Here is a 12588-nt window from a genome sequence, read left to right as displayed (position 1 = left end):
CCTTCAGGGGGAGTCGAGGACGACCGAGCGGGTGAGGTGGCGGGGCTCGTCGGGGTCGAGCCCCCGGGCCGCCGCCACGGCCACGGCGAGGCGCTGGACGCGGACGAGTTCGGCGAGCGGATCGAGGCGGCCCTCCACCCACAGCGCCCCCGTGCCGCGCACCTGCCGGGCGAGCCCCTCGGGCGCGTCGCCGAGCATCCAGGTCGCGGTGCCGGCGGTGGTGACGCTGATCGGGCCGTGCCGGTACTCCATCGCCGGGTAGGACTCGGTCCACGCCAGACATGCCTCGCGCATCTTGAGTCCGGCCTCGTTGGCGAGGCCCACGCTCCAGCCGCGCCCCAGGAACGTGAACTGCGTGCAGTCCACGAGCCCTTCGGGCAGCGGCTCGGCCAGCGCGGTGCGGGCGTCGGCCACGACGGCGTCCGTGTGCAGGCCGAGCCGGGCCCGCAGCAGCGTGAGCGCGGTGGTCGCGAACCGCGTCTGCACGACGGACCGCTCGTCGGCGTAGTCGAGGACCACGACGTCGTCGGCCGCGTGCACGACGGGGGTGCGCGGGTCCGCGGTGACCGCGACCGTGCGGGTCCTCCCCTTCAGCCGGCCGAGCAGGTCCAGCACCTCCGTGGTGGTGCCGGAGCGGGTCAGGGCGATCACACGGTCGTACGTGCGGCCGTGGGGGAACTCGGACGCGGCGAAGGCGTCCGTCTCGCCCTGCCCCGTCCGCTCGCGCAGGGCCGCGGCGGCCTGCCCCATGAACCACGAGGTGCCGCAGCCGACCAGCGCGACGCGCTCTCCCGCCGCGGGCAGCACGGACGCGTGCTCCGCGGCCTCCTCCGCGGCCCGGGCCCAGCACTCGGGCTGGGACATCAGTTCGTTCTCGACATGACTCACGCCGCGCCCTCCCCGAAGGATGACCGACCATCCCGATCAGGATGATTACTCGTGCAAGATATAGCGATGTTTCGAGCACAATCAAGCATTCCGGGGTGAACGGCGTGCGTTAGGGTCGCCGGAGGAGCCGGGGAGAAGATCGACGGGGACCGGCGGGAAGACCGACGGGAAGCCCGGTGGACGGCCGACCGGACGGTGGACGGTGAACGGACGGAGGGTGCGGATGTCGCGCGACGCCCGCTGGCAGGCACTGCTGGGGCTGCTCGTCGAGCGCGGCCGGCTGGACGTCGAGGAGGCGGCGGCCGAACTCTCCGTGTCGGCCGCGACGATCAGGCGGGACCTCGACGGGCTGGCCGAGCAGCAGATGCTCGTACGCACCCGGGGCGGGGCGGTCGTGCACGGGGTATCGTACGAGCTGCCCCTGCGGTACAAGACCGCCCGCCACGCCCCGGAGAAGCAGCGCATCGCGAAGGCGGTGGCGGACCTGGTGGCCCCCGGCGAGGTGGTGGGCCTGACGGGTGGCACGACCACCACGGAGGTGGCCCGCGCCCTGGCCGTGCACAGCGACCTCGCCTCCGGCTCCCCGTCCCTCACCGTCGTCACGAACGCGCTCAACATCGCCAACGAGCTGGCCGTACGCCCGCAGTTCAAGATCGTGCTGACCGGCGGCGTGGCCCGGCCCCAGTCGTACGAGCTCGTCGGCCCGCTGGCCGACGGCGTACTCGGCCAGATCTCCCTCGACGTGGCCGTGCTCGGCGTGGTCGCCTTCGACGTCGTCCACGGTGCCGCGGCGACCGACGAGGCGGAGGCCGCGATCAACCGGCTGCTGTGCGAGCGGGCCGAGCGAGTGGTCGTCGCCGCCGACTCCAGCAAGCTGGGACACCGGTCCTTCGCCCGCATCTGCCCGGTCGGCGCGGTGAACACGCTGGTCACGGACGCGGCGGTGGCCGAGGAGACGGTGGAGCGGTTCGAGGAGGCGGGCGTCGAGGTCGTCACGGTCTGAGCCCGGCGCCAGGGCGGGCCGGGGGACGCCGCCACGGGGCGCACCGCGTGGCAGGAGCGGCCGGACGCTTGGTTGGATGTCGACCGGCCGGGACACCGGCGGGCGGGACACGTCGTCGTGAGCAACGGAGAGCGGGACCACACATGGCCGAGGTCGTCGAGTTGACGTACTACCCCGTCAAGGGCTGTGCCGGGACGCCGGTGAGCGAGGCGGTGGTGACACCCGCCGGCCTGGCGCACGACCGCAGTTTCATGGTCGTCAGCAACGCGGGCGTCCACCGCACGCAGCGCCGCGACCCCCTGCTGGCGGTCGTCCGGCCCGGCATCAGCGCCGACGGCGAGCGTCTCACCCTGCACGCGCCCGGCCGCGGGGCCGTGGACATCGAGGTGGACACCGACGGCGCCCGGCGGCCGGTCGACCTGTTCGGGACCGCCTACCAGGGGATCGACCAGGGCCGGGCGGCGGCCGACTGGCTCTCCGGCGTGCTCGGCGTCCCCAGCCGGCTCGTACGCGTGCCGCCGGAGCACGAGCGGGTGACCGACGGCAGGATCCCGGGCACCTCCGGCTACGCCGACAGTTCCGCCGTGCACCTCATGTCGCGCTCCACCCTGGACCTGCTCCACCGCAGGCTCGCCGAGCGCGGCGCGCCCCCGCTGCCGATGGACCGCTTCCGGCCGAACATCGTGGTCGACGGCTGGGACGAGCCGCACACCGAGGACCGCGTCCGCCACCTCACCGTCGGCGGGACGGAACTGGGGTACGCGAAGCTCGCCGTCCGCTGTGCCGTGACCATGGTCGACCAGGAGTCGGGGACCGGAGCGGGCCCGGAACCGCTGCGCACCCTCGCCGGATACCGCCGGGCGGCCGGGGGCGGCGTGGCGCTGGGGGCGAAGTTCGCCGTCCTGCGGCCCGGCAAGGTGTCGGTCGGTGACGACGTGGTCGTCGGCGAGTGGGGCGCGTCCGAGATCCACCCCACCGCATAGCCCGCCCGGCGAACGGCACGACCCGGCACGGCCGTGCCGGACCCGGCACGGCTCGCCTCGTGCCCGGCTCGGGCTCGGGTCGGGCTCGGGTCGAGTCAGCCCGGGTCGGGCTCGGGTCAGGCTCGGCTCGGGTCAGCTCGGCTCGGCGCGGGCCGAGTTCGGCCAGGCGCGGGCCTCGTCGCCGGGGCGCCGGTGCCCCTTCGCGTGCCCGCGGAAGCGGTAGCGGCGCTCGGGCCGGCCGGCCGCTCCGTAGCGCAGGGTCACCTCGGCCTTCCCGACGGCCTGGAAGTGCTCCAGGTAGCGGCGGGCGCTGACGCGGGAGAGGCCGGCCAGGGTCGCGCACTCGGCGGCGGACAGGGTGTCCTGCGCGGTCCGGAGCGTACGCTCGACCAGCGCGGCCGTCTCCACGCTCATGCCCTTCGGCAGTGCGCCGGCCCCCGGCGCCGGCACGACCGCTCCCGCCAGCACCCGGTCGACGTCCGCCTGGCCGTGCACGACGGCGTCGAGCAGGCGCCCGCGCTGGACGGCGTACCGGTCGAGGCGGGCGCGCAGGTCCTCGAACTCGAACGGTTTGAGGAGGTAGTCGACGACGCCGTGGCGGGCCGCGCCACGGACCGTGTCGGCCTCCCGCGCGGCGCTGATGACCATGACGTCGCAGTCGTGGCCCGCCGTACGCAAGCGCGGGATGACGTCCAGCCCGAAGAGGTCCGGCAGGTACAGGTCGAGCAGCACCAGGTCCGGATGCAGTTCGTCCACGGCCCGGACGGCCTGTTCACCGGTGCTGGCCACCCCCACGACCCGGAACGGCCGGACGCGGTCCACGAAAGCGCGGTGGACCCGGGCCACCATGAAGTCGTCGTCGACCACGAGCACGTCGATCGTGTCGGCCCCGCCGATCCCGCCGGCCCCGTCGGCCCCGCCGGCCCCGTCGGTCCTGTCGACCCTGTCGGTCCTGTCGGCACTGCCGGTCGCCCCGTTCATCGTGCTGCTCCTTCCGCCACCGCTTCGGTGAGGTGGCTGACGGTCATGCGGGCGGTGAACATCGCCCCGTCACGGGTGTTGGTCACCGAGATCTCACCACCGTGACGCTCGCAGACCAGGCGGGTGAGCGCCAGGCCGATCCCGCGTTCGCCCTCCTGCGCGGCCTTGGTGGTGAAGCCGTGCGAGAACACCTCCCGGGCGAGTTCCGGCGCGACGCCCGGGCCGGAGTCGCGGACCACGATCTCCACGCTGGAGGCGTCCTGCCGCAGTTCGACCTCCACCCATGCCTCGTGGCCGCCGGGTGTGCCGTCCTCGGCCGCACGGCCGGCGGCCGCGGCACACGCGGCGTCCACCGCGTTGTCGACGAGGTTGCCCACCACCGTCGCCACGTCGGCGGCGTCCTCGGGGGTGAGCCGGTCGAGGGCGGTCGCGTCCGAGATGCGCAGGCTGACCTTCCGTTCGGCCGCCAGGGAGGACTTCGCCGTGAGCAGGGCGGCGACTGCGGTGTCGCGGACCCGGCGGCTGAGGGTGACGTCCAGCGACTGCCGGCGCCGGCTCAGCCCGCGGACGTAGCGCACGACCTCGTCCTGTTCACCGATCTGGATGAGCCCCGAGATGGTGTGCAGCTGGTTGGCGAACTCGTGGGCCTGCGCGCGCAGCAGCTCGGCGGAGCTGCGGAAGGAGCCGATCTCCCGCTCCAGCCTCGCCAGTTCGGTGCGGTCCCGCAGGGTGGTGACCGAGCCGAGCGGGCGGCCGTCCTTGACGACGGTCATCCGGTTCATCACCAGCACCCGGCCGTGGCGGACGACGACCTCGTCACGCTCGCCACCACCACCGGACCCGCCCCGGTCCCCGCTCCCGCTCCCACCCTCGTCCTCGCTCCCGCCCCGGTCCTCGTCGTCCTTCTCCCCGCCCGCCGCGCCGTCCCGGTCCGTCCGGTCCCCCACCAGGACGTCCCGCAGCCGTCCCTCGATGCCGAGTTCGGCGAGGCTCCGGCCCACGCAGTCCGCGGGGAGGCCGAGGAGGCGCCGGCCCATGTCGTTCACCAGGGTGAGCCGGTGCTGCGGGTCCAGGGCGATCACGCCCTCGGCGATCCCGTACAGCATCGCCTCGCGGTGCTCGGCGAGGCCGGCGATCTCGCGGGGCTCCAGGCCGAGGGTCTGCCGTTTGACGCGCCGGGCCAGCAGCCAGGAGCCGACCAGGCCGAGCCCGCTGGCGATGCCCAGGTAGGCGAGCAGGTACGAGGACGCCCCGCTCAGGCGCTGCCACGCCGTCGGATCCGCCTCGCCGATCATCACCGTGCCCAGATGCCGGCCGAGGTTGTGCTGTGCCGCGCCCAGGACGGGCACCTGGGCCACGAGTTCGCGGCTGCCGCCCAGCGTCAGCGGGCCGGACCAGCCCCGGCCCTCGGCGGCGCCCTCGCCGAGGGGCAGCGGAGCGCCGATCGCCGTGGGGTCGGTGGAGCTGACGATCCGGCCGTGGGCGTCGGCCACCGTCACCGACGTGACACCGGACTGCGTCTGCGTGGAGTTCACCAGCGGGGCGAGGGCCTGCTGCGGGGCGGACCGCACGATCTGGCTGCGGGTCAGGGGGTTGGCGGCCAGCTGTTCGGCGAGCGCCATGACCCGGCGGCCCTCGACGCGGTCGAAGGTCGCCTCCGACTGCGCGAGGGAGACCGCGGCGACGGCCAGCAGCACCACCACGACGATGGCGAGCTGCAGCACCAGCATCTCGCCCGCGAGGGTCTGGCGACGGAAGGCGGCGACCACGACGGACTCAATCTCTCGTGCTGACACGGTGGTGAACGGCTCGGCTGCCGGGTCGCACCATCATGGCCCCCGCCGGGCGCCGGTGACGAGTACCGGGTGACACAAAGACCACAACCTCCGTTGGTTCCGCAAGAGAGACAGGTCCCGGGGCGCGCGGGCAGGATGTGGCCCACGTCACCTCCCCCCAGGGCGTCCCCGTGCTTCCCCCTTCTTCCGTGCGGGGACGCCCCTCCCCCCCTCTCTCGACGTACTGACACACAGGTGGTGGAACCCGTGCGCCTGCGCACCCCCCTCGCCCTGCTCGGGGCCGCCGCGCTCGTGCTCGTGGCACCTCCGCTGCTCACGGCCGGCAGCGGCGCCGGGACCGGCACGCAGATCCCCGGCCTGCGCTTCATGGTGCCCAACACACCAGGCGGCGGCTACGACATCACGGCCCGCACGGCCGCGAAGAACGCCGAGGACGCGGGCCTCACGCACAACGTCGAGGTGTTCAACCTGCCCGGTGCCGGCGGCACCGTCGGGCTGAGCCGGCTGGTGAGCGAGCACGGCAACGGCAAGCTCGCCATGTCGATGGGTCTCGGCGTGGTGGGCGCGGTGCACTCCAACGACGCGCCCAGGACACTCGCCGACACCACCCCGATCGCCCGGCTCACCGAGGAGCAGGACGTCGTCGTGGTCGCCAAGGACTCCCCGTACAAGTCGGTCGACCAGCTCGTGGACGCCTGGAAGGCGGACCCGGGCGAGCTGCCCGTGGGCGGCGGCTCCTCACCCGGCGGGCCCGACCACCTCGCGCCCATGCTGATGGCGAAGGCCGCGGGCATCGCCCCGAAGGACGTCAACTACATCCCGTTCGACGGCGGTGGCGAGCTGCTCGCCTCGATCCTCGGCGACAAGGTCGCCTTCGGGGTGTCCGGCGTGGGCGAGTACCTCGACCAGATCAAGGCGGGCGAGTTGCGGGTGCTCGCGGTCACCGGACCGGAGCGGGTCGACGAGCTCGACGCGCCCACCCTCAAGGAGTCCGGCTACGACGTGGACTTCACCAACTGGCGCGGCATCGTCGCCCCGCCCGGTCTGTCCGACGCCGAGCGCGACAAGCTCGTACGCCTCGTCGAGGAGCTGCACGACTCCCCCGAGTGGCAGAAGTCCCTGGAGACGAACGGCTGGGACGACGCCTTCCTGACCGGTGAGGAGTTCGGCGACTTCCTGGCGGCCCAGGACGAGCGCGTGATCTCGGTGCTGAAGGAGCTGGGACTGTGACGACGCGGACCACCGGCATCCCCCCGGCGCCCGCCGGCGAGCGGCGCACCTGGCTGCGGGACCACTCCGAACTCGGCGTCTGCGTCCTGCTGTCGGTGCTCGGCGCGCTCGTCCTGACCGACGCGCTCACCATGGACGTCGACATCACCCAGCGCGGGCCCGTCGGCCCGAAGACCGTGCCGGTCGTGGTGGGCGCCGGGCTCCTCGTGATCGCCGCGCTGCTGGCCGTCGACGTCCTGCGCGGCGGCCGCGGCGAGGCGGAGGGCGGCGAGGACGTCGACCTGTCCGAACCGGCCGACTGGCGTACGGTGCTGCTGCTCACCGGGGTGTTCCTCGGCTCGGCCGTCCTCATCGAACCGGCCGGGTTCCCCGTCGCGGGCGCGCTGCTCTTCTGGGGCGCCGCGTTCGCGCTCGGCAGCCGCCGGACCGACCGGGACCCCCTCATCGCGGCCGTCCTCTCCCTCACCACGTACGTCGTCTTCAACAACCTGCTCGGGGTCCCGCTGCCGGGCGGTCCGCTGATGGGAGTGCTCTGACGTGGACACCCTCAACTCCCTGATGGACGGCTTCGGCACGGCCCTCACCCCCGTCAACCTGCTGTGGGCGGCCCTCGGTGTGCTGCTGGGCACCGCGATCGGCGTGCTGCCGGGCATCGGCCCCGCGATGGCGGTCGCGCTCCTGCTGCCCGTGACGTACGGACTGGAGCCGGTCGGCGCGTTCATCATGTTCGCGGGGATCTACTACGGTGCGATGTTCGGCGGTTCGACCACCTCGATCCTGCTGAACACGCCCGGCGAGAGCGCCGCCGTGGTCGCGGCCATGGAGGGCAACCCGATGGCCAAGTCGGGGCGGGGCGCGCAGGCGCTCGCGGCCGCCGCCATCGGCCACTTCGCGGGCGGCCTGATCGGTACGGTCCTGCTGGTCGCGCTCGCCCCGACGGTCGCGGACCTGGCGGTGGACATCGGCGCGCCGGACTACTTCGCCATCATGGTGCTGGCGTTCATCGCCGTGACGTCGGTGCTGGGCTCGTCCCGGATCAGGGGACTCGCGTCCCTGCTCATCGGCCTCACCCTCGGTCTGGTCGGCCTGGACCAGATGACCGGCCAGCAGCGGCTGACCTTCGGCTCGCTCCAACTGGCCGACGGCATCGACGTGGTGATCGTGGCGGTCGGGCTGTTCGCGATCGGCGAGGCCCTGTGGGTGGCGGCGCACCTGCGGCGCAGGCCGGGCGCGCCGATCCCGGTCGGCCGCCCCTGGCTGGGACGCGACGACGTGCGGCGGACCTGGAAGTCGTGGCTGCGCGGCCCGCTCATCGGCTTCCCGTTCGGCGCGATCCCGGCGGGCGGTGCCGAGATCCCCACCTTCCTGTCGTACGCCACGGAGAAGCGCCTGTCGAAGCACCCGGACGACTGGGGCAAGGGCGCGATCGAGGGCGTGGCGGGGCCCGAGTCGGCGGCGTCGGCCTCCGCGGCGGGCACGCTGGTGTCCATGCTGACCCTGGGCCTGCCGACGACGGCGGTGGCGGCCGTCATGCTGGCGGCCTTCCAGCAGTACGGCATCCAGCCTGGGCCGCTCCTCTTCGAGCGCGAGCCCGACCTGGTGTGGGGCCTGATCGCCTCGCTCTTCGTGGGCATGGTGCTGCTGCTGGCGCTCAACCTGCCGCTGGCGCCGGTGTGGGCGAAGCTGCTGCGCATCCCCCGCCCCTACCTGTACGCGGGCATCCTGTTCTTCGCGGCGGTCGGCGCGTACGCGGTCGGCGGCGAGACCGTCGACCTGGTGATCCTGCTGATCATCGGTCTGATCGGCTTCGGCATGCGGCGGTACGGCCTGCCGGTGCTCCCCGCCGTCATCGGCGTCATCCTCGGCCCCAACGCGGAGCAGCAGCTGCGCCGTGCCCTGCAGATCAGCGACGGCAGCGTCACGGGTCTGGTCGACACGCCGTTCGCGGTGACGGTGTACGCGGTGACGGCCCTGCTGCTGGTCTGGCCCCTGCTGCGGAAGCTGGCGACGCGGGGCCGCCGGACCGGGTGAAGGCCGGTCCGGCGGCCGTTCACCGGGGAGGCGGTCGCGACGGCTGTCCGTCGCGGCCGCCTCCCGGACGCCGGAGGCGGTCGGGGTCCCGGAAGCGGTCGAGGTCCCGGAGGCAGTCGGGGTCCCGGAGGCGGCCGGGGTGTTCCGGGCGGGTTCAGACGATGCCGTGCACCCGCTGGGTGGTCAGTTCGTAGCGGGCGCCGACGACGGCCAGCTCGCCCGAGACCACCTTGGCGGCGAGATCGGGTTCCGCCGCGAGCTGGGCGCGGACGAGCCGTATGTTGGCGTCGATCGTCGCGTCGACGCGTGCGTCGCCCTCCTTGCCGTGATCGATGGCCGGGCTGATCCGGTCGGCCAGGTACTGGATGTGGCGGGGCAGCCGCACCCCCGACTCGTCTGCCTCGACGGTGGCCCTCACGGCTCCGCAGGACTGGTGGCCGAGCACCATGAGCAGCGGGATGCCGAGTTCGAGCACGCCGTACGCGAGGCTGCCGAGCACCGCCTCGTCGAGGACCTGGCCCGCGCTGCGCACGGTCATCAGGTCGCCGAGGCCCTGGTCGAAGACCAGTTCCGGAGGCACCCGGGAGTCGATGCAGCCGAGCACGAGGGCGAAGGGGTGCTGACCGGTCGTCAGGGCCTGCCGGACGGCGGGGGATTCGTCGGGGTGCTGTTCGCGGAAGGTGCGCCAGCGGCGGTTGCCCGCCTCCAGCTCCCGCAGGGCCTCCCGGGCGGTGGTGGGCCGCTTGCGCGCGGCGGTGGAGGGTGCGGCGACCGCGGGTGCGGCGGCGCCGGCAAGTCCCGTGCCGAGGACCGCGGTTCCCGCGAGCGCGGCGCGCAGGAGGGAGCGCCGGGCCGGGGGTGTCGCGCCGGACGCCCGGGCGGCCGTTGCCGTCCGCCGGGCGCGGGCGGGTATGTGGGGTGTCGAGTCGGAGATCACGCGGGGGAACATACGTCCGGCCGGTCACCCTTTCCCGCGGGTTGCCGAATCATGGGCGGGCGGGGGCGAATCATGAGCGGGTGTTGAACCGTTCTTGGTGACTCCGGGAGAGGTCCTTGGCCGGAGCCGGCAGGCGGTCGGCCGCCTCCCTTGCCCCGTCGCACCGCGACGGCCTAGCCTCATTTTGTGCCGATAGTAAACAAAGCCCGCAAGCACAATGCCGTGCCGGGCCGCCGCGGCCACGACCTCGTCCGGCTCCGTGTCGTCCTCACCGTCTTCTTCGCCCTGGACGGTTTCGTCTTCGCGGGCTGGGTCGTCCGCATCCCCGCCGTCAAGGAACAGACCGGCGCCTCCGCCAGCGCGCTGGGCCTCGCGCTGCTCGGCGTGTCCGCCGGGGCCGTCGTCACGATGATGCTCACCGGCCGGCTGTGCGGCCGCTACGGCAGCCACCGGGTGACCGTGGTCTGCGGCGTCCTGCTCTCCCTGAGCGTCGCACTGCCCCCGCTCACCCACTCCGCCCCCGCCCTCGGCGCCGTGCTGCTGGTCTTCGGCGCCGCGTACGGCGGGATCAACGTCGCCTTCAACAGCGCCGCCGTCGACCTCGTGGCCGCGCTGGGGCGTCCCGTCATGCCGAGTTTCCACGCCGCGTTCAGCCTCGGCGGCATGATCGGTGCGGGGCTCGGAGGACTGGTCGCGGGCTCCCTGTCCCCCACCCGGCACCTGCTGGGCCTGACGGTGATCGGCCTGGTGGTGACCGCCGTCGCGGGACGCGTCCTGCTCCGCTGCGAGGTCCCGGCGCCGGCGGACCGCGACGGGTCCGGGGCACGTCCGCCGCGCGAGGAGCGGGCAGCGCGCGGAACGGACGCCCGCACCCGCCGCCTGGTCGTCGTCTTCGGCCTGATCGCCCTCTGCACGGCGTACGGCGAAGGAGCCCTGGCCGACTGGGGCGCGCTGCACCTGGAGGAGGACCTGGGCGCCCGCCCGGGCGTCGCCGCGGCGGGTTACACGTGTTTCGCGCTGGCCATGACGATCGGTCGGCTCACCGGGACCAGGCTCCTGGAACGGCTCGGGCTGAGCCGGACCGTGATCGCGGGTGGCACCCTGGCCTGCGCCGGGATGCTGCTCGGCGCCCTCTCGCCCGCCGTCTGGGCGGCCCTGCTCGGCTTCGCCGTCGCCGGGCTCGGACTCGCGAACATCTTCCCGATCGCCGTCGAACGCGCCGGAGCGCTGGCGGGCCCGGGCGGCGTCGCCACCGCCTCCACCCTCGGCTACGGGGGCATGCTGCTGGGGCCGCCCGCGATCGGGTTCATGGCGGACTGGTTCTCCCTGCCCGCCGCCCTCACCAGCGTGGCGGTGCTGGCGGCGGTGGCGGCCGCCATCGGGTACGGGACGCGCCGGGTGACACGGGCCGGGCCCTGAGGAGTCCGCGCGCGGCCGGCTGATGTGCGGTGCCGGGCGCCTCCTCCACGTGCGCCCGGGCCGGGCCCGGTCCGGTCCGGCTCGTGGAGTCTCGTGCAGTCTCGTGGAGTACGGCCCGGCGGGCGGGTCCGCGTCCCCGCACGGAAGAACGCACGGAAGAATCGGACCGGCGCGCCCGGCCCCGTGCCGCCGCGGCGCGTCCGCGCACCGCACAGTGGTGTCCCACGCAACAGTGGTGTCCCACGCACCGAACGACCAGGAAGTGGATGTCATGACCGACGAGCTCACCGTCAGTGTCCTGGGCACCGGAATCATGGGCGCCGCGATGGCCCGCAACCTCGCCGGGGCCGGGCACACCGTCCGGGCCTGGAACCGCAGCCGCGACAAGGCCGAACCGCTGGCCGCCGACGGCGTGCACGTCGCCGGTACGCCCGCCGGGGCGGTCGAGGGCGCCGACGTCGTCCTGACCATGCTGTACGACGGTCCCGCCACGCTGGACGTCATGCGGCAGGCCTCGCCCGCCCTGCGCGCCGGCACCTCGTGGGTGCAGTCGACGACGGCGGGCATCGAGTCCGTCGGCGAGCTGGCCGGGTTCGCCCGTGAGAAGGGCCTGCTCTTCTACGACGCACCCGTGCTCGGCACCCGGGAGCCCGCGGAGGCGGGGCAGTTGCTCGTCCTCGCCGCCGGTCCGGCCGAGGGCCGGGACACCGTGACGCCGGTCTTCGACGCGGTCGGCGCCCGTACGGTGTGGACCGGCGAGGACGGGGCCGCGGCCGGCGCCACCCGTCTCAAGCTCGTGGCCAACAGCTGGGTCATCGCCGCCACCAGCGCGACCGGCGAGACCCTCGCCCTGGCCGGGGCGCTGGGTGTGGACCCGCGGAGCTTCTTCGACGCCATCGCCGGCGGTCCGCTCGACATGGGGTACCTGCACGCCAAGAGCGCTCTCATCCTGGAGGACCGGTTGTCGCCGGCGTCCTTCGCCGTGTCCACCGCCGCCAAGGACGCCCGTCTGATCGTCGAGGCCGGCGAGCAGAACGGGGTCCGGCTCGACGTCGCGGCCGCGAGCGCCGAACGCTTCGCCCGGGCGGCCGGGCAGGGGCACGGCGACGAGGACATGGCCGCCGCCTATTTCGCGAGCTTCGACGAGGGCACAGGAGGCGCAGGAGGTGCCGGGGGCATCGGAGGTACCGAGGACAGCGGAGGTGCCGGGAGCGCGTCCGGGCCGGACGCGGCCTCCGGCCGCTGACCGGACCACCGAACCGGAGCGCCGAACCGGGGCGCGGTGGGCGGCCGCGGAAGTCCCGTGCGGCCTCCGGGACT

The 12588-nt window shown here is 74.0% G+C and carries 11 protein-coding genes; 7 read left to right on the top strand and 4 right to left on the bottom strand.

The window, feature by feature from the left end; all coding sequences use genetic code 11:
- Positions 1–3 precede the first annotated feature (3 nt).
- A complete protein-coding gene (locus KM933_RS20380) occupies positions 4–888 on the bottom strand; it encodes an SIS domain-containing protein (RefSeq protein WP_221354205.1) in 885 nt (294 codons plus the stop codon).
- 223 nt (positions 889–1111) lie between these two features.
- Here KM933_RS20380 and KM933_RS20375 point away from each other — a divergent pair, with 223 nt between their 5' ends.
- Positions 1112–1891 (top strand): DeoR/GlpR family DNA-binding transcription regulator, encoded by a 780-nt coding sequence (locus KM933_RS20375; protein ID WP_221354203.1) that lies wholly within the window; start codon positions 1112–1114, stop codon positions 1889–1891.
- A 143-nt stretch (positions 1892–2034) separates the two neighbouring features.
- Complete coding sequence (locus KM933_RS20370) at positions 2035–2874, top strand: MOSC domain-containing protein (protein ID WP_221354201.1); 840 nt, start codon at positions 2035–2037, stop codon at positions 2872–2874.
- A gap of 132 nt (positions 2875–3006) precedes the next feature.
- Here KM933_RS20370 and KM933_RS20365 read toward each other — a convergent pair whose 3' ends face one another.
- Positions 3007–3855 carry a response regulator gene (locus KM933_RS20365; RefSeq protein WP_221354199.1) on the bottom strand — a complete coding sequence of 283 codons (849 nt, stop codon included), beginning with the start codon at positions 3853–3855 and terminating at the stop codon, positions 3007–3009.
- On the bottom strand, positions 3852–5624 hold the full coding sequence (locus KM933_RS20360) for a sensor histidine kinase (RefSeq protein WP_221354242.1): 1773 nt from the start codon (positions 5622–5624) through the stop codon (positions 3852–3854). Before KM933_RS20360 ends, KM933_RS20365 begins: the two co-directional genes overlap by 4 nt.
- A gap of 273 nt (positions 5625–5897) precedes the next feature.
- On the opposite strand from KM933_RS20360, the gene KM933_RS20355 reads away from it, so the two are divergent.
- Genes KM933_RS20355 through KM933_RS20345 form a run of 3 tightly spaced genes read left to right on the top strand, consistent with a single transcriptional unit; the run spans position 5898 to position 8912 of the window.
- Complete coding sequence (locus KM933_RS20355; protein WP_221354240.1) at positions 5898–6881, top strand: Bug family tripartite tricarboxylate transporter substrate binding protein; 984 nt, start codon at positions 5898–5900, stop codon at positions 6879–6881.
- Entirely contained in the window at positions 6878–7417 is a 540-nt protein-coding gene (locus tag KM933_RS20350) for a tripartite tricarboxylate transporter TctB family protein (RefSeq protein WP_221354197.1), read from the top strand. Before KM933_RS20355 ends, KM933_RS20350 begins: the two co-directional genes overlap by 4 nt.
- Before the next feature lies 1 nt (position 7418).
- Positions 7419–8912 (top strand): tripartite tricarboxylate transporter permease, encoded by a 1494-nt coding sequence (locus KM933_RS20345; protein WP_221354194.1) that lies wholly within the window; start codon positions 7419–7421, stop codon positions 8910–8912.
- A gap of 154 nt (positions 8913–9066) precedes the next feature.
- Here KM933_RS20345 and KM933_RS20340 read toward each other — a convergent pair whose 3' ends face one another.
- A complete protein-coding gene (locus tag KM933_RS20340; protein WP_221354192.1) occupies positions 9067–9861 on the bottom strand; it encodes a carbonic anhydrase in 795 nt (264 codons plus the stop codon).
- A 210-nt stretch (positions 9862–10071) separates the two neighbouring features.
- On the opposite strand from KM933_RS20340, the gene KM933_RS20335 reads away from it, so the two are divergent.
- Complete coding sequence (locus KM933_RS20335) at positions 10072–11268, top strand: MFS transporter (protein ID WP_221354238.1); 1197 nt, start codon at positions 10072–10074, stop codon at positions 11266–11268.
- Between the two features lie 22 nt (positions 11269–11290).
- A complete protein-coding gene (locus KM933_RS20330) occupies positions 11291–12514 on the top strand; it encodes an NAD(P)-dependent oxidoreductase (RefSeq protein WP_260333842.1) in 1224 nt (407 codons plus the stop codon).
- The last annotated feature ends 74 nt before the right edge of the window (positions 12515–12588 follow it).

Origin of the sequence: Streptomyces beigongshangae (assembly GCF_019710745.1) — a bacterium.
Lineage (GTDB): Bacteria > Actinomycetota > Actinomycetes > Streptomycetales > Streptomycetaceae > Streptomyces > Streptomyces beigongshangae.
This window is presented reverse-complemented; position numbering and strand designations above follow the sequence as displayed.